Annotated in this window: 21 protein-coding genes; 18 read left to right on the forward strand and 3 right to left on the reverse strand. The window is 49.7% G+C overall.

Annotated features, from left to right (window positions below; genetic code table 11):
* Positions 1 to 400: 400 nt before the first annotated feature.
* The 7 genes from EDM58_RS17085 to EDM58_RS17120 all read left to right on the forward strand — a co-directional run bounded on the left by EDM58_RS17085 (position 401) and on the right by EDM58_RS17120 (position 7,334).
* The gene (locus tag EDM58_RS17085) at positions 401 to 919 is read left to right on the forward strand and encodes an MgtC/SapB family protein (protein WP_122914393.1); all 519 of its coding nucleotides are present in this window, start codon (positions 401 to 403) and stop codon (positions 917 to 919) included.
* A 352-nt stretch (positions 920 to 1,271) separates the two neighbouring features.
* Positions 1,272 to 2,120: a nucleoid occlusion protein gene (gene noc, locus EDM58_RS17090; protein ID WP_122914394.1), complete on the forward strand. Its 849-nt coding sequence runs from the start codon at positions 1,272 to 1,274 to the stop codon at positions 2,118 to 2,120.
* Positions 2,121 to 2,443: 323 nt separating this feature from the next.
* Positions 2,444 to 3,202, forward strand: a complete 759-nt coding sequence (locus tag EDM58_RS17095; protein ID WP_023559037.1) for a ParA family protein — start codon at positions 2,444 to 2,446, stop codon at positions 3,200 to 3,202.
* The gene (locus tag EDM58_RS17100) at positions 3,199 to 4,050 is read left to right on the forward strand and encodes a ParB/RepB/Spo0J family partition protein (protein WP_122914395.1); all 852 of its coding nucleotides are present in this window, start codon (positions 3,199 to 3,201) and stop codon (positions 4,048 to 4,050) included. Before EDM58_RS17095 ends, EDM58_RS17100 begins: the two co-directional genes overlap by 4 nt.
* A gap of 7 nt (positions 4,051 to 4,057) precedes the next feature.
* A complete protein-coding gene (locus tag EDM58_RS17105; RefSeq protein WP_122914396.1) occupies positions 4,058 to 5,212 on the forward strand; it encodes an aminotransferase class V-fold PLP-dependent enzyme in 1,155 nt (384 codons plus the stop codon).
* Positions 5,213 to 5,233: 21 nt separating this feature from the next.
* Positions 5,234 to 5,947, forward strand: coding sequence for a DUF554 domain-containing protein (locus tag EDM58_RS17110; protein WP_122914397.1), 714 nt, complete (start codon positions 5,234 to 5,236; stop codon positions 5,945 to 5,947).
* A 487-nt stretch (positions 5,948 to 6,434) separates the two neighbouring features.
* Entirely contained in the window at positions 6,435 to 7,334 is a 900-nt protein-coding gene (locus tag EDM58_RS17120; protein ID WP_122914399.1) for a diacylglycerol/lipid kinase family protein, read from the forward strand.
* 6 nt (positions 7,335 to 7,340) lie between these two features.
* Here EDM58_RS17120 and yyaC read toward each other — a convergent pair whose 3' ends face one another.
* The gene (yyaC, locus tag EDM58_RS17125; RefSeq protein ID WP_122914400.1) at positions 7,341 to 7,949 is read right to left on the reverse strand and encodes a spore protease YyaC; all 609 of its coding nucleotides are present in this window, start codon (positions 7,947 to 7,949) and stop codon (positions 7,341 to 7,343) included.
* A 460-nt stretch (positions 7,950 to 8,409) separates the two neighbouring features.
* Between yyaC and EDM58_RS17130 the strand changes: the two genes are divergently transcribed.
* Both EDM58_RS17130 and EDM58_RS17135 read left to right on the forward strand, forming a co-directional pair.
* Positions 8,410 to 9,306, forward strand: a complete 897-nt coding sequence (locus tag EDM58_RS17130; RefSeq protein ID WP_122914401.1) for a mechanosensitive ion channel family protein — start codon at positions 8,410 to 8,412, stop codon at positions 9,304 to 9,306.
* On the forward strand, positions 9,307 to 9,513 hold the full coding sequence (locus tag EDM58_RS17135) for a DUF951 domain-containing protein (protein WP_122914402.1): 207 nt from the start codon (positions 9,307 to 9,309) through the stop codon (positions 9,511 to 9,513). It abuts the gene before it with no gap.
* Positions 9,514 to 9,871: 358 nt separating this feature from the next.
* Here EDM58_RS17135 and EDM58_RS17140 read toward each other — a convergent pair whose 3' ends face one another.
* Positions 9,872 to 9,958 carry a YjcZ family sporulation protein gene (locus EDM58_RS17140; RefSeq protein ID WP_017246824.1) on the reverse strand — a complete coding sequence of 29 codons (87 nt, stop codon included), beginning with the start codon at positions 9,956 to 9,958 and terminating at the stop codon, positions 9,872 to 9,874.
* Positions 9,959 to 10,311: 353 nt separating this feature from the next.
* Between EDM58_RS17140 and pepF the strand changes: the two genes are divergently transcribed.
* Positions 10,312 to 12,225 carry an oligoendopeptidase F gene (gene pepF / locus EDM58_RS17145; RefSeq protein ID WP_122914403.1) on the forward strand — a complete coding sequence of 638 codons (1,914 nt, stop codon included), beginning with the start codon at positions 10,312 to 10,314 and terminating at the stop codon, positions 12,223 to 12,225.
* A 78-nt stretch (positions 12,226 to 12,303) separates the two neighbouring features.
* Here pepF and EDM58_RS17150 read toward each other — a convergent pair whose 3' ends face one another.
* A complete protein-coding gene (locus EDM58_RS17150; protein WP_122914404.1) occupies positions 12,304 to 12,927 on the reverse strand; it encodes an NAD(P)-dependent oxidoreductase in 624 nt (207 codons plus the stop codon).
* Positions 12,928 to 13,141: 214 nt separating this feature from the next.
* Here EDM58_RS17150 and ychF point away from each other — a divergent pair, with 214 nt between their 5' ends.
* From ychF to dnaB, 8 genes are all read left to right on the forward strand, one after another.
* A complete protein-coding gene (gene ychF / locus EDM58_RS17155; RefSeq protein WP_122914405.1) occupies positions 13,142 to 14,242 on the forward strand; it encodes a redox-regulated ATPase YchF in 1,101 nt (366 codons plus the stop codon).
* A 140-nt stretch (positions 14,243 to 14,382) separates the two neighbouring features.
* Complete coding sequence (gene rpsF, locus EDM58_RS17160; protein WP_122914406.1) at positions 14,383 to 14,670, forward strand: 30S ribosomal protein S6; 288 nt, start codon at positions 14,383 to 14,385, stop codon at positions 14,668 to 14,670.
* A gap of 29 nt (positions 14,671 to 14,699) precedes the next feature.
* The gene (locus EDM58_RS17165; RefSeq protein ID WP_122914407.1) at positions 14,700 to 15,170 is read left to right on the forward strand and encodes a single-stranded DNA-binding protein; all 471 of its coding nucleotides are present in this window, start codon (positions 14,700 to 14,702) and stop codon (positions 15,168 to 15,170) included.
* 41 nt (positions 15,171 to 15,211) lie between these two features.
* Positions 15,212 to 15,442 (forward strand): 30S ribosomal protein S18, encoded by a 231-nt coding sequence (gene rpsR, locus EDM58_RS17170; protein ID WP_122914408.1) that lies wholly within the window; start codon positions 15,212 to 15,214, stop codon positions 15,440 to 15,442.
* A gap of 101 nt (positions 15,443 to 15,543) precedes the next feature.
* Positions 15,544 to 16,452: a DUF2232 domain-containing protein gene (locus tag EDM58_RS17175; protein ID WP_122914409.1), complete on the forward strand. Its 909-nt coding sequence runs from the start codon at positions 15,544 to 15,546 to the stop codon at positions 16,450 to 16,452.
* A gap of 4 nt (positions 16,453 to 16,456) precedes the next feature.
* Entirely contained in the window at positions 16,457 to 18,394 is a 1,938-nt protein-coding gene (locus tag EDM58_RS17180) for a DHH family phosphoesterase (protein WP_122914410.1), read from the forward strand.
* Positions 18,395 to 18,421: 27 nt separating this feature from the next.
* Entirely contained in the window at positions 18,422 to 18,865 is a 444-nt protein-coding gene (rplI, locus tag EDM58_RS17185) for a 50S ribosomal protein L9 (RefSeq protein WP_122914411.1), read from the forward strand.
* Between the two features lie 29 nt (positions 18,866 to 18,894).
* Positions 18,895 to 20,247: a replicative DNA helicase gene (dnaB, locus tag EDM58_RS17190; RefSeq protein WP_023559081.1), complete on the forward strand. Its 1,353-nt coding sequence runs from the start codon at positions 18,895 to 18,897 to the stop codon at positions 20,245 to 20,247.
* Positions 20,248 to 20,331 lie beyond the last annotated feature (84 nt).

Raw genomic sequence — 20,331 nt, forward strand, 5'->3', positions numbered from 1 at the left:
CGAATGCCAAGGAAAGAAGAACATCGGAAAGCCGTATGAGGGAGAACCTCACGTACGGTTTGATGAGGGGGAACTGATAGGAGTAAGGCGACCAAACGGTCGCCAGAAAGCGTCAGTTCTCTACTCTACACCTTGTAGCACATCCTCGAAATGGCTGCTTTTGGCCGCAGTTCCGTCTTTGGAGTGGAGACGGCCAGGGATGACCCACCGTAAAGATCCCAACTTTCCTGGAGCGTTCTCTCCTTTTTCCTCCTCTCCACTATGGCATGACGGCCACCAACCCAAATTTAAGGCTTGAAAACCAGTCTAAAGAAGCACGATACAGACCGCATAGAATCTCCCGACGATTCATATACATACAGATAACTTTCAAAAGGTGGCTGTATGGGGAGATGAAAGAATGCTAGCGATCATCACAGGCTTTTTTCCTCAGGAGCTTCCAGAGATCCTGCTGCGTCTGGTTTTGGCTTTTTTGGCCGGAGCAGTGATGGGATGGGAGCGGGAGCGTTTTATCAAGGATGTCAATCGCCAAAGAGGGGCTGGATTTCGGACATACAGTTTAGTTTGTTTTGGTTCCTGTTTGTTTGGACTAGCTTCGATATACGGCTTTTCTTCAAGTGGAGTGAACCATGACCCCGGTCGTGTAGCTGCACAGGTAGTGACGGGAATGGGCTTTTTGGGTGCAGGTGCCATCCTCAAATCCAACGGCTCTGTAAAAGGATTGACGACTGCGGCAGGGATGTGGGTAGCTTCCGCAATCGGGTTGATGTTTAGTGCGGGCATGTACATTTCGGCGATTATCGCATCTTTGTTTGCGTATTTGATTCTGGATTTGCACAAACTGTTTCCTCGTCTCTTTCAGACTTCCAGAAATGTTCAGGAGGACGAAGATCGATATGAGGAAGACGGGGACAAATGATATAGATGTTTCACGTGAAACGTTCTTTCTTCAGCAGGAATTGGGCGAAATTTGCAGAATACCAAAGAGTAACAAGACGCACTATTCATCGAAAAAAACCAGACTTCCATGCTTTCCTGCGCAGACAAGGAATCTCCTATTTTGACCCCATCCATGCCTGACAACAGAATCTCATCTCGCAAGCAAAGTGGGCAGGCACAAAAGGTCCTTTTGGAAAATTCAATTTGTACGGATGTTGCAGCTGTGTATGCTGGAGCTTCCGGAGCTGGCAGGAATCATAAATATAGAAGGGGAAGTTGGCTCAACTCGAGGAGAAAGCGGACGGAACGGTTAGAAGTGGGGGTTTTTTAGTATGGCAGTAAGAGATTCCTTTTCTCGTATCTTTGGCTTGAACGAGAAAACAGACATCGAAGAAATTAGTCAGATACCTGTCGAGGAGATTGTGCCCAATCCCTACCAGCCGCGTACGGTATTTGATGATGAAAAAATTGACGAGCTGTGCCAAACCATTCGCACCCATGGATTAATTCAGCCGATCGTAGTACGGGTGAGGGACGGTCGCTATGAATTAATCGCTGGTGAGCGGCGGTTGCGGGCCACGAAAAAATTGGGGATGGAGCGCATTCCTGCGATTATCAAAGAGTTTAACGACGCGCAGACTGCTTCCATCGCATTAATTGAAAATCTGCAGCGAGAAGGATTGACAGCCATTGAAGAGGCGGTTGCCTATCAAAAGCTGATTGATTTGCACAATTTGACTCAGGAGAGCCTCGCGCAACGATTGGGAAAAGGCCAGTCGACGGTCGCCAATAAGCTGCGACTGCTCCATCTGCCGCAGCCGATCCAGGATGCGTTGATGTCGAGACAACTGACAGAACGACATGCCCGCGCATTAATTCCTCTCAAGGATGATGAGTTGCAACTCAAAGTGATGCAAGAAATCCTGGATCGTGAATGGAATGTAAAGCAGACGGAAGTCAGAGTCAAACAATTGCTGGAAGCGGCAGAACAGCCGAAGGAAAAGGAAGCCAAACCTAGGTGGAAGGCTTTTTCTCGGGATGCAAGAATCGCCATCAATACGGTGCGGCAATCCATTGATATGGTCATGCAGACGGGCTTGCCGGTAGAGACTGACGAAGAGGATCACGAGGAATTCTATCAATTTACAATCCGAATTCCGAAAAACAAAAGAGAAAAATAAATACATCACGGAAATATCTGCAAATCAAGGATGGTGGCGACAAAGCCGCCTTTCTTTTTGACTCAAGTGCGATTTCTTCTATATAAAGAGCATTCTTTGCAAGAAAACTGCGTCAGCAAACGGATATTATTTCCAGAAGATTGCATTTTTGTAGAGTGGTCAGCGAAAAAATTCAGTACGGCAGGGCGTTAAATCTGGTAACATACATGTATAGAAGGCTTGTGAAGAGGCGTCACGGTTTCTTTTATTTGGAAAGACAGAACAATGAATAGCGGATCGTTGTTGCACGTGCTTTCCTACACGAAAAAAATGAGGTGGAGAAGTTGGGTAAAATCATTGCGGTAGCGAATCAGAAAGGCGGCGTCGGGAAGACAACCACATCCGTAAATCTCAGCGCTTGTCTGGCCGCATTGGGGAAAAAGGTACTGCTGGTTGACATTGATCCACAAGGAAATGCGACGAGTGGAATCGGAGTGAACAAGGCCGATGTAAGGTATTGTATTTATGATGTGTTGATCAATGACATAAGCCCCGTTGATGCCACTTTGCCAACTGAAATTGAAGGTTTGAAAATTATACCAGCCACAATTCAACTTGCCGGTGCGGAGATCGAGCTGGTTCCCACCATTTCTCGCGAAGTTCGCTTGAAAAAAGCGCTGGAAGTCGTAAAGGACAAGTATGATTTCGTGATCATTGATTGTCCGCCATCGTTGGGTATTTTGACAGTCAATTCCTTGACAGCCGCTGATTCTGTATTGATCCCCATCCAGTGCGAGTACTATGCGTTGGAAGGGCTTAGCCAATTGCTGAACACGATTCGTCTGGTGCAGAAGCATCTGAACTCTCAGCTTGCCATTGAAGGTGTCGTATTGACGATGCTGGATGCGCGCACCAATCTCGGTATCCAGGTCATCGAGGAAGTGAAGAAGTATTTTCAGGAGAAAGTATACAAAACGATTATTCCACGGAATGTTCGTTTGAGCGAAGCGCCGTCACATGGACAAGCCATCATCACGTATGATCCGCGGTCCAGAGGCGCTGAGGTGTATTCTGACTTGGCGAAGGAAGTGGTAGGGGTATGACCAGAGGCTTGGGAAAAGGGCTGAATGCGCTTATCACCTCCAACCTCATCGAGGAAGGGGAAACAATAAAAGAGGTTTCGGTCAGTGAGATCCGTCCCAACCCGTACCAGCCCCGAAAGGAATTTGAACCGGGAGCGATCGAGGAGCTAGCCCTGTCCATTAAAGAACATGGCATTATCCAACCCTTGATTGTACGCAAAAGCATCAAAGGCTATGATCTTGTAGCGGGCGAACGCCGCTTGCGGGCAGCCAAATCGTTGGGGCTGAAGCAGGTGCCTGTTATTGTGAAATCCTACACGGATCAGCAGTTGATGGAAATTGCGCTGATTGAAAATCTGCAAAGAGAAAACCTCAATCCTTTGGAAGAAGCAGAGGCATATGGTAAACTCATTTCCCATCATTCCTATACACAAGAGCAATTGGCGAAGAAAATCGGGAAAAGCCGACCGCATGTAGCGAATATGCTGCGCTTGTTGCAATTGCCGGAGAAGATTCGTCAGATGCTTGCGACAGCTGCGCTTACGATGGGACACGCCCGAGCATTGCTTTCCGTGGAAAAGGAAAAGCTGCAGCTTGAGCTGGCAAAAGAGGTCGTCAACAAGGGACTTAACGTACGGCAATTGGAAGAAATGGTGAAACAGCTAAGTGTTTCACGTGAAACAAAAAAGAAAAAACCAATCAAAAGTGAACCGATCATAATCGAGATGGAAGAAAAGCTGCGCAGCCGTTTCGGTACTTCGGTCAAAATTAAAAAAGGGACAAAACGAGGAAAGATCGAAATCGATTTTTACTCGCCAGAAGATTTGCAGCGCATTCTGGATATCCTGTATATCGAAAAGGGAGTGTAGAGAAGCGATGGCAATCATCTATTTGGACAATGCAGCCTCTACCTGGCCGAAACCACCTGCTGTCAAAGAGAAGATGGCTGAAGTAATCGAGGAGTTTGCTGCCAATCCAGGCAGGGGTGGACATGCCCTGGGGATGAAGGCAAGCAAGACGGTGTTTCGTACACGAGCGCAATTGTCGCGGTTGTTTGGGATCCAAAACCCGAATGACCTCTTTTTTTATCTCAATGCTACGCAGGCGCTTAATCAAGCCATTAAAGGGTTTTTGAAGGATGGCGACCATGTGGTGTCGACGACGATCGAACACAACTCTGTGCGGCGTCCTTTGGAATATATGAGCCGCACCAAGCAAGTAGAAGTCACCTATGTGGAGCCAAGAGGCGATCAGCTATTTTATTTGGAAGATTTCGCGCAGGCGATTCGTCCCAATACGCGTCTGCTGGCGGTCAGTCACGCTTCCAACCTGACAGGCGTGATTCTGCCGATTGCCGAGCTGGGTCGATTGGCGAAGCAGCACGACGTCAAATTTTTGGTGGACGCATCTCAAACCGCTGGAGTCTTGCCTATACACGTAGAAGAGATGAGTATTGATATGCTGGCTTTTCCTGGACATAAAGGCTTGTACGGTCCACAGGGAACAGGGGGACTCTACGTGCATGGCGAGATTGATCTTGAGCCGATGATTCACGGGGGAACAGGCAGTCAGTCTGAATCGATCGTACAGCCTGCTACCAGACCGGATCGCTACGAGAGTGGAACAGTCAATACCGTAGGATTGGCTGGGCTGCTGGCAGGCGTCTCGCATGTGATGGAAAAAGGGGTAGAAGCAATCGGACAGCACGAGTGGGATTTGGTTCGAAAAACGATAGCAGGGCTGCAAGAAATACCCGGCGTAACCGTATACGGTCCAGGTATCGAGACCCAGCGTGTAGGGGTCGTTTCCTTTAATATTGCAGGAGTGGACGCTTCGGAGGTCTCGTTTATCCTCGATCAGCAGTATGGCATTGCGACTCGGGCCGGCTTCCATTGCTCTCCGCTGGGACATCAGACCACGGGGACTGAGATGGCGGGTGCTGTCCGCGCAAGCTTTGGCATGTACAATACAGAGCAAGAGATAGAGGCGCTGATCGGAGCGGTGGAGGAAATCGCGGCTGCTTTCAGATAGAGGCCCATAGGGGGAAGTCACGTGATCTTGTTTGGAACCCTGGTCAATGCAGCAGCAATTATCGTCGGCTCCTTGCTGGGACTTTTGTTGACTCGCATACCGGAATCGATTCGCAAGACCGTTATGCAGGGGATCGGGCTGGCTGTCGTCGTATTGGGCTTGAAAATGGCCCTGGGCACAGAAAATATTTTATTGGTAATTGTCAGTATCGTGGTCGGAGCCATTCTAGGGGAATGGATCAGAATTGATCATGGCTTGAATCAAGCAGGAAAATGGCTGGAGAAAAAAGTCGGTGGAGACAAGCAGGGCAGTATTGCGACCGGATTTGTTACAGCCACCCTGGTCTATTGTATCGGAGCAATGGGGGTTCTGGGCGCGATGGACAGCGGTCTGCGCAACAACCACGATATTTTATATACCAAAGCGTTGATAGATGGATTTTCGGCGATCATTTTTACGTCTACGTTGGGAATTGGCGTTTTGTTTTCGGCAATTCCAGTCCTTTTGTATCAGGGAGTAATTGCAGTGCTTTCAACGCAAATCTACAATCTGGTCAGCGAGAAAATGCTTGATGCGATTTTGCTGGAGGTAACAGCGGTCGGAGGCTTGATGATTATTGCCATCGGGATCAATATCCTGGAGCTGAAAAAAATACAGGTCGCCAACATGCTTCCCGCTTTGGTCGTTGCTGCGCTGGGAGTGCCGCTTGTAGACTGGTTATCCGGTATTCTCTAAACCATGATTCACGAAGCTCTCCCAAATTGGGGGAGCTTTTTTACGGGATTTTTAGAATCGTCTTATGTAATATGTTTTATACGCCTATTTGGAAGTGCAGTGTAAGCCATAAAAAAACTCCTTGAGAAACCAGCAAAAGAAGAGCGAGGTCCCCAGTAAAGCTGGCTGAGGAAAAAGGGGGAATACGCGAAGGTATTTGGGATCTTGACCCAGGCGCAATGGAAAAGACGGAACACACCCTTAGCGGCCAACCCTGAATCACTCCTTGGAATCGGCTGCTTTTGGCCGCGGTTCCGCCTTTGGAATGGAGCCGGCCAGGGATGTCCCACAGCGAAGATCCCAACGATCCTGGAGCGTTTCCCCCTTTTTCCTCTTCTCCACTGAGGCCTGACGACCACCAATCTCAAGAGGTTTGTCTCATTCTTTTCAGTAGATAGAAGCCGTGCGATAATAAAAATAGACAGCACACGAAGCGGAGAGGATGATCATGCTCGGATTTATTGTCAATCCAATGGCGGGCAACGGCAAAGGAAATGGCATATGGAGGACAATAGAACGCTCTCTAAGGGACTCAGGAGCCGTTTATCAGATGCGGAAGACATCGGGAATGGGTGAAGCTCAAAAACTGGCTGTAGAGTTGATTCAAAAAGAGGGAGTAACGAAAATCATCGCTGTTGGGGGAGACGGAACCGTTCACGAGGTGCTGAATGGAGTTCAGCAATCGGGACGAGCATGTGTATTTGGCGTAATTCCAGCAGGCTCGGGAAATGATTATGCCAAAGGACACGGCATAGCGATAGAGCCGGTTGCGGCATTGGAACAAATCCTGCGGGAGGAAAAGAAAACTGTAATCGATCTGCTTCGGATCAATGGGAGAGTGGCAGTCAATGTGGTCGGGGCCGGTTTTGACGCGCAGGTGGCCAAAACCACGAATGAAGCGTCCTACAAAGGTTGGCTAAATAAGGGCGGACTCGGCAAAGTGGCCTATATCTTGTCTGTTTTGCGGGTGGTCTGTTCCTTTCAGCCTACAGATGTGACCTTGGCTGTAGATGGACAAAAGCATCAGTTGCGAAATGTCTGGCTGATCGCGATTGCCAACATTCCCAATTTTGGAGGAGGCATGCTGATTTGTCCGGGAGCAGTGCCGAATGATGGGATAGCGGAAATCTGTGTAGTGAGCAACGTCAATCGTTGGCAATTGCTTCGAGCTTTTCCGCTGATATTTACAGGCTCTCACGTAAAGCATCCAGGCGTTCGTTTTTTTAGAGGTCAGCACATCCAGCTCGAATCGCAAACTCCTTTGTTCGTACAAGCGGATGGGGAAGTGATTGCTCATACGCCGTTTACCGTGGAGATGGTACCGAGTTGTCAAGCGATTTGCGGATAGGATCCGCTACATTTCATGCAGGATATTTCCCAGCCTGTTGTCGCCAGAAGAGAGGATTGAGGCTTTGGAGAGACCGGAAGCAATGATTTCGGCCATCTTCATGACAACGGCAAGACGAGTATTTTGCAAGACAAAATACTCCATGAAGCCTCCCACGTTCACGATTCCCGTGATGTGAAAGGTTCCGACAGAGGGAAGTTCTTTTTTGACGCCGGCTCCGGGCTTGAGCGGGCCATTGGCTACGTTAATGTTGCCGACATTGGAAAACTGTCCGAGACAGGCATCGATGGCGATAATCGTCGATTTTGGATGAGCGTCTTGGATCTGCTCCATTTTTTCATTCAGATTCATAGCGTGGACCGGCTCATCCAGCGTCCCGTAGACCTGCAGGCGCTGGGAGGGGAGTTCATACAATTTGCTGCCGACCAAAGGGCCAAGGGCATCTCCTGTCGAGCGGTCAGTCCCGATGCAGACGATTACAATTTCGTCGTTGTATTCCGTCAACCGCAGCCTTTGTGCAAGATGTTGGGCCAGATGATCAGCGGCGTTTTCACTGCGATATTCCACTTTGAAGGGTGGCAAAAAACAAGGGTGATCCTGTTCGCGTGTATTCATATATGGCTACCTCCACTCTTGCGGTTTTGATCGAAAATGGCATTGCCGTGCAAAGGCGCGCTTGGTGTGGGTGGCATAGGCTTGGCTGCAAAGCAAAGATTTCTTCTACAGTATTCAAAGTATAGGAGCAAAATGCCATTTTCATACCCGCTTATGGGAAGGTTGTGCCAGTTGTGAAAAATCAGCGAAGCTGGCGTGAGAAAACCTGAACAGGTACAATAGGAATACCATTCTGACCAAAGGGATTGCAGAAGTCGGGAGGAGGCAGATGGGCGGGAGAGTACCCTGACTAAAGATCGCAACGGGATGGCTCCCTGTCTTTTGACTTTTCAATCGTGGAAAATGGGAAGGCAAGGGCTATCATGGAGGAACAGATTAAGAAGATGCGAAGCTATTTTCCCCAGTTTCCAGGACGCTGCCTAGAAGTCGATGAAACTGGCGAATGGATGAGGTGAGTCAGATGGAACAGAAAAATTTCTTCAGCAGTTTATATGACAAGGTGTATCAATACGTCACCGACACGGAGATGTGGATAGATTTTGGACTGATCGTCCTGAAAATTATCGCGATCCTGATCTTGTCCCGCATACTTGTATCGATCGTTCAGGCTGCGGTCAACCAGGTATTTCGCCATCGCAAGGGAGGCAAGCTCCAGCTGGAGCAGCGGCGTGTGGATACCATGCGGGTACTGGTCAACAATGTCGTCCAATACACGATTTACTTTTTGGCCTTGCTGATGGTTTTGCAGCAAATGGGAATCGACCTGCGGCCTGTGTTGGTCAGCGCAGGGGTTCTTGGACTGGCAGTTGGGTTTGGAGCGCAAAGTCTGGTCCGCGACGTGATTACCGGCTTTTTCATCATTTTTGAAGATCAGTTCGCGGTCGGGGATTTCGTCACGATCAACAATATGACCGGAACCGTTCAGGAAATCGGGCTGCGGATTACCCGCATTCGAAGCTGGACGGGGGAAGTGTTTATCTTTCCGAATGGGACGATCAATCAGGTGACGAATTTTTCACTTGCCAATACATTGGCAGTGATCGACATATCGGTTGCTTATGAAGAAGATCTCAAGCAAGTGGAGGGGATCCTGCAGGATGTTCTCAAGAAGGCAAAAGAGGAGCTGACGGACATTGTGGCAGAGCCGCAAATTCTCGGCGTACAGGCTCTCGGTCCATCAGAAGTGGTCATGCGGATTACGGCTGAATGCAAGCCGAACACGCATCACGGGGTCAGCCGCAATATGCGGGCGATGATTCGGACGGAGTTTACGAGACTGGGCATACAGATTCCGTACCAAAAAATCGTTGCCATGCCCGCCAAAGGACAGGAATACGCAGGAGGGAGAGGACAATAAATGGAACGAAAGCAATTCGGTCTGGGTGATGTCGTACAGATGAAAAAAGCGCACCCTTGTGGGACCAATGCCTGGAAAGTAATCCGCATGGGGATGGACATTCGGATTAAGTGCACAGGATGCGAGCACAGTGTCATGATTCCAAGGCTTGAATTTGAACGGAAGCTGAAAAAGATCCTGGTCAAGGCGCCGGAAGATACACAGTAAAAGGGCCGTAAATTGGGCCAGACATCTTTATTTTTCCACAGAATAAAAAGATAAAAAAGGATGCGTGCCGGTTGCTTGGGCGTGCATCCTTTTTTCGTTGTACTATCACAGGTGGGACCGCCATTAGATAGTACAGGTAGATATGGCTGATCATAGCCGTGCTTGGCTAAACGGTCAGCAGCTCTGTTTTTACATTGATCGAGAGGAGGGAAGCCCGGCTCCCAGATCCCAGTGAGAGAAACGTTCCGCTCGTCGCGGTTTGCAAACGGTGTTTCCAGCAAGATTGATGAAGTCATGTTGATAGTTGAAGGCAAGCAGATTTGCTTACCTTCAGATAGGCTGGATCGCAGCGGGATGATTAGTCGCAGTCACAACCAACGATTACGAGCAGGATGAAGAGAACCAAAATCAGCGCGAAGTCGTCGAAGCCGTTAAAGATACCCACTTGCTAACACCTCCTACCCTAGATTCAATACTTATGCTATGTCAGAACAGGGAAAGGGGTATGGGCAGGTGTCACGATTTTGCGGAAAATAAGTTATTCACAAAATATCCACAGAAAATGTGGACAACTTTTCGCGCGAAAATGGGATGTGGAAAGAATGAGGTGAGCCAAACAGGGGAGGTTGGCAAGGTTGTCCACAGTTTTATCCACAATACATATGGATTCTCTGGATAAAGTAACAGTACTTAATGAATTTTTAGAATTTTTTATGAATCAAGCAGGAATTTTCGATTGGTAAAGATAATTATTATAACAATAATTGGCAATGATAATCCGGAAAGGGGAGATTTGTTTTGAAGAAACATGTTTTTGCTTCTATTACAGCCATTGCTATTGCTTTATCGACTGTGTCCGGTCCGTTCATTCCCTACAGTTCGCCGGCGGTAGCATTTGCAGCAGAGGCTGCGCCGATTTATAAAAATCGTGCTGAAATACCCGACCAATATAAATGGAAGCTGGATCACATATACGCCAGTGTCAGCGAATGGGAAAAGGACGTAGCCAAAGTCGAAGAGATGGCCAAGGCTTTTACCAAGCATCAAGGCAAGCTGGGAAATTCCGCGGCGTCGATGCTGAAGGCATTTCAAGATTATGAAGCGATGATGCGCATCAATGACAAGGCTTATGTCTATGCCAATATGGCCCTGGATGTAAACTCTGCGAATTCCGATCTGCAGGATCTGGCAGACCGCGCCGAAAAAATGTACACCCTGGTCTCCGAGAAAACATCCTGGATTCAGCCTGAAATGGTGTCGATTCCAGACGCCAAAATGAAAAGCCTGCTGGCAGACAAGAGCCTTGCTCCATACAAGCTGGTGATCGAAGACATGCTGCGCACCAAGCCGCATTCGCTCTCGAAAGAAATGGAGGAGCTGCTGGCGAAATCATCTCCATTGGCCAGTTCACCCACCAACATCTACGGGATGCTTTCCAAGGACGTAAGGTTCCCGAAAATCAAGGATGAGAAGGGGCAGGAGGTACAGCTTACCCGAGCCAACTTCATCTCTTATATGGAGAGCAAGGATCAACGGGTGAGACAGGAGGCTTTTAAGGCATACTACAGCTCGCTGCTGAACTTCCAGGATACATTTGCCCAGACGTTGGCAGCGAAGGTGAAGGCGGACAACTTTTATGCAAGCGTCCGCAATTACGACTCTGCGCTTGAAGCAAGCCTGACACCTAACAACATTCCGACCAAAGTGTATGACGAATTGATTGAGACGGTAAACGACAACCTGCCGCTGCTGCATCGCTACATTTCCCTGAAGAAAAAGATGCTCGGGGTAGATGAGCTGCATATGTACGACATCTATGTGCCGATCGTAGAGTCTGACGACAAGTACATTCCTTATGAGGAAGGCAAGAAAATGGTCGTAAACGGCCTGAAAGCAATGGGCGACGACTATGTGTCCGTGCTGGCTGACGGGCTCGAAGCAGGCTGGGTAGACGTCTATTCAACGGATGACAAGCGATCCGGGGCTTATCAATGGGGAGCTTACGATACACATCCGTATGTGCTGCTCAACTACCAGGGGACTTTGGACGACGTGTATACCATTGCCCATGAGATGGGGCATGCGATGCAGTCGTACTATACGAACAAGAATCAGCCGTACATCACTTCGGATTACCCGACCTTCACGGCCGAAGTGGCATCGACAATGAACGAAACGCTTCTCTTCAAGAGTATGTATGCGGAGGCGAAGACCAAGGAAGAGAAGATGTACTTGCTCAATCACTATCTGGAAAACTTCCGTTCCACGCTGTTCCGTCAAACCCAGTTCGCAGAGTTTGAGAAAGCGATCCACGACCGCGAGCAGGCTGGAGAGTCGCTCAACGCCGAAGCGATCAAGAAGATCTACCATGACATAAACAAGAAGTACTATGGCAAAGACATGGTTTCCGACGATGAGATCGCGATGGAGTGGGCGCGTGTATCTCACTTCTTCAACTACCAATACTACGTCTATCAGTACTCGACCAGCTTCGCCGCCGCTCAGGCGCTGGCTAAGCAAGTCATGGACGAAGGAAAACCAGCAGTAGATCGCATTCGCACCAATTTCCTGGAGGCGGGCAATTCCGCACCGCCGATCGAGGTGCTGAAAGCAGCAGGGGTAGACATGTCTACATCCAAGCCAATCGAACAAGCGATGGAGATTTTTGAAGAAACACTGAACGAGCTGGAAAAGCTGGTAAACGAGAAATAATGAAGCAAACGATAGAAGGGGCGATCCCAATAGTCGAGTGACTGTGGGATTGCCCCTTTTTTCTGCCAGGCTTCTCGATTAATAAGCGATTCCGAGGCGCGTATGAAGATGCTCTCGCGAGAACACCTGCCGATATACGCAATCGGCCGTGTCGGCAACGGAGATCTGTGTTCCGTTTTCCGGCAAATAATGGGCTTCGACACGGTAGCTGCCAAGACGCTCACCATCGGGAAGATAGGTGGGGCAGACAATCGTCCAGTCCAATCCGGATTGCTCAAGCAAAGTATACACCTGGTGATGTTCTTGGGCAGCCCGCGTCAATGTCCGCTTCGATTCGCTGGATTGGTAGCGCAGCAGATCCGGCGAGACCCTGCTTTGCAAAATGCCGGCCGTTCCAACGGTTACGATGCGCGAGACGCCTGTTTTTTTCATCGCAGCGATCACCAGCGGCATTCCCTGGGACAAGGTGTCTGTCCCGTCCGTGCTCAAAGCGCTGACGACGACTTCCGCCCCTTGCATGGCAGTCTCGACGTCTGCAGCATTCAAAACATTCCCCACTGCTACCATCAAGCGGTCTTGATCCGTAACGGCAAGCTTGTCCGGATTGCGAACGAAGGCTGTCACCTGATGACCGTCCCGCAGGGCATGTCTCAACACCTCGCTGCCGACGCGGCCCGTGGCGCCGAGGATAAGCAAGTTCATGAAAAGCACTCCTTTTTCGTCTCAACTGCCTCCCAGTCTACCATTCCTTTTTTTGTCCTACCAGCTTGCGGTACAGTGGTTGACAAAGGGAGGACATATCGATTCGCGCTGGGCGGCTAAGGCTGAAAAGTTGCCACAAGGAGACAATTGTATTCTCAAAAGCAAATCTATATACTGAAAAGGATGTCAGGAAGAGTATAAGGAGTGTATATAGATGGGTGCATCTTGTGGGATTGTTGGTCTGCCTAACGTAGGTAAATCGACACTGTTTAACGCTATTACGCAAGCAGGTGCAGAATCGGCCAACTATCCGTTCTGTACGATCGACCCCAATGTCGGGATCGTGGAAGTACCAGACCCAAGATTGGCCAAACTGACGGAAATCGTCGTGCCTAATAAAGTCGTTCCGACGGCTTTTGAATTCGTAGATATTGCTGGTCTGGTAAAAGGAGCGAGCAAAGGGGAAGGGCTGGGCAATCAATTCCTCGGCCACATTCGCGAGGTAGACGCCATTGCTCATGTGGTTCGCTGCTTTGAGGATGAAAATATTACGCATGTATCCGGTCGCGTCGATCCGCTGAGCGACATCGAGACGATCAATCTGGAATTGATTTTTGCTGACCTGGATTCCGTAGAGCGTCGCATCGAGCGGATTGCACGCAAGGTGAAGGCTGGCGACAAGGAGTCCAAGCAAGAGCTGGATGTGCTGGAAAAGCTGAAAGCTGCTTTTGAAGAAGGCCAGTCCGCACGCAGCGTGGAGCTGGATGATGAAGAACGCAAATGGGTCCGTGATCTGCACCTGCTGACCATCAAGCCGATGCTGTACGTGTGCAACGTGGCAGAGGATGGCATCGCCGACGCTGATCAGAACCCGCATGTGCAGACGGTACGCGAGCACGCGGCTGCAGAAGGAGCGCAGGTGGTCGTGATCAGCGCGAAGGTTGAGGCGGAGATCGCTGAGCTGGATGGCGAGGACAAGGAAATGTTCCTGCAGGAGCTCGGTCTGGCTGAGTCCGGCCTGGATCGCCTGATTCGCGCAGCCTACGAATTGCTCGGTCTGGTTACGTACTTTACAGCAGGTGTGCAGGAAGTGCGCGCCTGGACGATTCGCCGCGGAACCAAGGCTCCGGGTGCGGCGGGTGTGATCCATACTGATTTCGAGCGCGGCTTCATCCGTGCCGAGGTCATTGCGTATGACGATCTGATCGAAGCAGGGTCGGTAGCAGCTGCCCGTGAACGCGGGAAGTACCGTTTGGAAGGAAAAGAGTACGTTGTCGCTGATGGAGATGTCATGCATTTCCGGTTTAATGTATAGACTTTCACCTTGATTCAAGAATTTTGCTTTGCTATAATCTAATAATGCGAGTAGTCATAGAGTGCATTCACCTGCGTTCAATTAGCACTCGCTCCTTGCCCGATACGGGCCGTCAAAGTCCATAAGGAGGTGGAAAAGGTATGCGTCAATACGAAGTAATGTACGTGTTGCGTCCAGACCTTGAAGAAGAAAAAGTGAAAACCAATGTGGCTCGTTACAGCGAAGTTGTAACTAACTACGGTGGCGAAATCACCAAACTTCAAGAAATGGGCAAGCGTCGTCTTGCGTATGAGATTCAAAAGTTCCGTGAAGGTTATTACGTTTTGATGAACTTCAAAGCAAATCCTGATGCTGTTGCGGAAGCAGAGCGTCTCATGAAAATTAACGACGACGTTATCCGCTTCATGTTCATTCGTGAAGAGCAGTAATTGTCGTCTCGGTCAGAGGGGGACCCAAGATGAATAAAGTCATTCTCATCGGCAACCTGACGAAAGATCCGGAACTTCGCTACACGCCAAATGGCGTTGCCGTTGCTACTTTTACCGTGGCTATCAATCGTCCGCGCACCAATCAGGCGGGAGAGCGTGAAGCCGACTTCATCAATATTGTCGCGTGGCAAAAACTTGCCGATCTGTGTGCAACCTATTTGCGCAAAGGCAGACAAGCTGCTATCGAGGGACGCCTGCAAACGCGCTCCTATGACAATAAAGAAGGAAAACGGGTGTATGTAACGGAAGTCGTTGCCGAAAACGTCCAGTTTTTGGGCGGAAGAGGCAATGAGGGTGGAGAGAATGCCGGGTACGATCCAGGTCCTGGATTTGGCGGCAGCAACAGACCGTCTCCTCAGAGAAACGATGATCCATTTGGTGACCCCTTCGCGAGTGCTGGCAAGCCGATCAACATTTCAGATGATGATTTGCCGTTCTAAGATCGTATAAACTTCACTTTTCCTAAGAAGGAGGAACTCAAATGGCACGCAAAGGACGTCCTAATAAACGTCGTAAAGTTTGCTTTTTCAAAGTGAACAAAATCAAGCACATCGACTATAAAGATGTAGACTTGCTCAAAAAATTCATCAGCGAGCGCGGAAAAATTCTGCCTCGTCGTGTAACCGGTACTTCCGCGAAGTATCAACGTGCTCTGACTGTAGCGATCAAACGCGCTCGTCAAGTAGCGCTTCTGCCTTACACGGCTGAATAGTTCACTGGCTATAAAAAGGGGGACACAATTGCGTGGCCCTCTTTTTTCCATACAGGAAAGTACGTGTGCGAACAATCGAGTTTCATCAAAGAGGTGCTGATATGCCTTCGAAAACCAAGCAATTGGCAGAAAACGCCCTGATGCTGGGGCTCGCGCTGGTATTTTTGTTTCTCAGTACATATACCGTACTCGGAGTGGTTACTGTTTTTCTGATTCCGCTGCCATTTTTGCTCCTGGGCCAGCGCAGCAGTATATCCAATATGGTCTGGGTCACTCTGGCATTTACTGTAATGGGTATCCTGATTGCGGATATTACCTCTGCCGTCATTGCTTTGATCTCCGCTGCACTGGGCGCTGTCATGGGGATCATGTATTCCAAAAAAGGAAAGGCCCTTCCTGCCATCATAGCAGGGGCTGCCGTTGTTTTTTTGGGGTACGTGCTTATGCTTGTGATCTTGATATTTGTCATGAAAATTAACTTCCAAGATATCTTAAAGCAAGCCGAACAATTCCGTCCCGAAATCATGCCTGTGGAGCAATACAAAGCGTACACAGAACTATTTATGATGATTTTGCCCGGGGTATTTGTCACCTCCAGCTTTGCGCAAAGCATGGTAACGCATGGATTGGGACGTTTGATCGGGAAACGCCTGAAAAGGCCGGTACCGGCATTGATGCCCATCCGGCAATGGAATTTTCCGAGATCCTTGTTGTACTACTATTTTATCGCGATGATCGGCATCCTGGTTTTTAGCGTGAATTTGAAAGGAACATTTTGGGAGAGCGCATTGTACAACGTCAAAATGATCCTGGATATCGTCTTCTTTTTGCAGGGACTAAGCTTTTGTCTCTTTGCGGCAGACTTGTACGGATGGAAGAAAATGACTCCGGTGCTTATTGTCTCTCTATTTATTTTTCCGTTCTTAAGCACTATACTGAGTCTAATAGGCATCTTTGATTTGGGAATACGTTTGCGAGACAAGCTGGAAACAAGAGTGAAGAGGGGCTGAGGAAATGCCCAAATTCCTGTTAAAGCGTTGGTACGGGATGCATATGGTCCTGGCACTTAGCTTTAGCTTTCTGTTGTTGGGAATCTTGTCCCTGCATCACTGGATGTATGGGGCGATCGGCATTGTGTGCTTGATTGGCCTGGTGATTTATGCCGTTCAAGCCGAAAAAGGATTTCAAAGGGACCTTCGTCTCTATCTGGCCACGGTCACGCACCGGGTAAAAAAGGCTGGAGAAGGTGTCATATCCGAATTGCCGATCGGGATTCTTCTATACAACGAGGAAAAGGCAATTGAGTGGGTAAATCCGTATATGACTGAAATGTCCGGTGATGAATTGCCGATCGGAAAAAGTCTTACGGAGGTATTCCCCCAACTAAACTGGAAACCAGAGCAAAAAAGGATCGAATTCACCTATAACGAACGGGTCTATGAAGTATTAATTCGTTCCGAGGAACATCTTCTTTATTTCAGGGACATTACCGAGCACAAGGAGCTGACCAACCGTTACCATCGGGAGCGTGCAGCTCTTGCCATCATCCATCTGGACAATTTGGATGAGATTGGGCAAGTGATGGATGAACAAAGCCGCACGCTGCTGTCCACTAGCGTGGCTGGCGTGATTACAGATTGGGCCAACAAGCATCGCATCTACCTGCGCCGCATCTCATCGGACAAATTCCTGGCGCTGATGGAACGCGAAACGCTGGATAAGCTGGAAGAGACGCGCTTTGATATTTTGGATGTCGTGCGGGAGATGACAGCCGACAACAAAATTCCGATCACGCTCAGCATCGGGGTCGGGGCGGCTGCCACTACGTATACCGAATTGGGACAGATGGCCCAGTCGAGCTTGGATATTGCCCTCGGACGTGGCGGAGACCAGGCCGCTGTGAAGATCGGCAACAAGCTTACTTTCTACGGCGGCAAGTCAAATGCTGTAGAAAAGCGGACTCGTGTACGCGCGCGTGTCATTGCTCATGCCTTGCGTGACCTGATCCATGAGGCTGAGCATGTGATCGTAATGGGACACAAGCAGCCGGATATGGATTCCGTGGGGGCTTCTTTAGGTGTCCTCAAGGCAGTACAGGTGCATAACAAGCAAGCTTATATCGTTATGGACGAAGGCAATCACTCAGTCGAGCGATTGATGCGGGAGATCTACGCCAACGAGGAATTGGCGGAATCGTTCATTACGCCGGAGCAGGCGATTCGTCTGGTAACGGGACGCACGTTGCTCGTCGTCGTCGATACCCATCGTCCGTCACTGGTGATTGAGCCAAGGCTGTTGGGCGAGACCAGCCGCGTGGTGGTAATCGACCACCATCGCCGTTCCGAAGAATTTATCGAGCCCGTGCTGCTGTATCTGGAGCCGTACGCGTCGTCTACGGCTGAGCTGGTCACTGAGCTGTTGCAGTATCAAAGCGAGCGGCTCAACATCGACAGCCTGATTGCGACAGCCTTGCTTGCAGGGATCGTGGTGGATACGAAAAGCTTTGCTTTCCGTACAGGGTCGCGGACATTTGAAGCCGCGTCGTTCTTGCGCCGCAATGGTGCAGACACGGCTGCCGTACAGCGTTTGTTGAAAGAAGATTTGAATCAATACGTGAAGCGGGCGCGAATCATCATGAATACCGAAACGTATCGGGACAGCATGGCGATCGCAATCGGCGATTCATCTGAAGAGTATACACAGGTACAAGTGGCCCAGGCAGCCGAACAATTGCTGACCTTGTCGGGCATTCAAGCATCCTTTGTCGTAGCCAAACGGGCTGATGGTACGGTCCTGATCAGCGGACGCTCCCTGGGAGACATCAATGTCCAATCCATCATGGAACATCTCGGCGGAGGCGGTCATTTGACAGGGGCCGCTACCCAGATCGAGGGCATTTCCCTGAAGGATGCTGTCGTGCGGCTGAAGGAAGCAATTGATCTGGTAGTATAGGGCCAAAATGAAAAGGGGGAAACGATGATGAAAGTCATTTTTCTTCAAGATGTAAAAGGCCAAGGAAAAAAAGGAGAAGTCAAGGATCTCTCTGAAGGATATGTACGCAACTTCCTGCTCCCAAAAGGCTTGGTGAAGGAAGCGACCGAAAGCAACGTAAAAACGCTGGATGCCCAAAAGCGCAGCGAGGAGAAACGCAAAGAGCAGGAAAAACTCGATGCTCAGGCGCTGGGTGAGAAACTGAATGAGCTGACTGTAAAGGTAAAAGGGAAAGCCGGAGAAGGCGGACGCCTGTTCGGAGCCATTTCGAGCAAACAGGTAGCCCAGGCGCTGGAAGAGCAGTTCAAGATCAAAGTCGATAAACGCAAGCTGGAGATGGATGCGATCCGCTCCTTAGGCGTAACGCAAATTAAAGTGAAGCTGCACAATGAAGTGACAGCGACGCTGAAAGTACATGTAGTCGAAGAATAAAATGGGATGAAAGATGTGGGAGGTAAGACGTGAGCGACCTGTTTTTAGATCGTGTGCCGCCGCAGAACAAGGAAGCCGAACAGTCTGTACTGGGTGCCGTCTTCTTATCCAAGGAAGCTCTCATCACCGCCATAGAAATCCTCCGACCGGAGGATTTTTACAAGACTGCGCATCAGCGCATCTTTCAAACGATGGTGGATCTGTATGAAAAGGGAGAGCCGGTCGACCTGGTGACGGTGACCGCTGAGCTGCAGGACCACAAGCTGCTGGAGGAGGTAGGCGGGGTCACCTATTTGACGGAGATCGCCAGTTCGGTTCCGACAGCAGCCAACATCGAGTACTACGCCAAAATCGTGGAAGAAAAATCGCTGCTCAGGCGATTGATTCATACAGCTACAAAGATCGCCAATGATGGCTATTCGCGTGAGGATGAGGTAAGCGAAATCATCGCCGATGCCGAGAAGTACATCATGGAGATCGGCCGCAACCGCAACAGCGGCGGCTTTACACCCATTCGCGACGTGCTTCTGGAAACCTATGAACGCATTGAATTTTTGAGTCAGCGACGTGGTGATGTGACCGGCATTCCTTCCGGTTACACGGATTTGGACAAGATGACATCAGGTTTTCAACGAAGCGACCTGATTATTCTCGCCGCCCGTCCATCCGTAGGGAAGACGGCCTTTGCGCTGAACGTAGCGCAAAACGTCGCCGCCCGCGCCGGAGAGACGGTGGCGATCTTTTCCCTGGAGATGGGTGCTTCCCAGCTCGTACAGCGGATGATTTGCGCCGAAGGAAATCTGGACGCCTCGAGAATGCGCTCTGGTTGGCTGGAGGAAGACGATTGGCAGAAGCTGACGATGGCGATCGGGACGTTGGCGAAAGCGCCGATCTACATCGACGATACGCCAGGGGTGACCGTGATGGACATTCGCGCCAAATGCCGCCGCCTGCAAGCGGAGAAGGGCCTGGGCATGATCCTGATCGATTACCTGCAGCTGATCCACGGTCGGGGCAAAGGCGACAACCGTCAGCAGGAGGTATCGGAAATCTCCCGTACCCTGAAAGGAATCGCGCGTGAACTGAATGTCCCTGTGATCGCACTCTCCCAGTTGAGCCGTGGTGTAGAGCAGCGGCAGGACAAGCGGCCGATGATGTCGGATATTCGTGAATCAGGTTCGATCGAGCAGGACGCGGATATTGTGGCCTTCCTCTACAGGGATGACTACTACGACAAAGAGACGGAGAACAAAAACGTCATCGAGGTCATCATCGCCAAACAGCGTAACGGCCCTACAGGTACAGTAGAGCTGGCGTTTTTGAAGGAATACAATAAATTCGTCAGCTTGGACAATCGTTTCCGCGATGCAGCGGGTCAGTAAAAAAGTCGGAGAATATCCGGCTTTTTTCTTTTTTTCATTTTACAAAATAGACGAACATATACTGTATTTACCATCCGAATGTTC

The sequence above is a fragment of the Brevibacillus panacihumi genome, assembly GCF_003710985.1.
Classification (GTDB): Bacteria; Bacillota; Bacilli; order Brevibacillales; family Brevibacillaceae; genus Brevibacillus; species Brevibacillus panacihumi.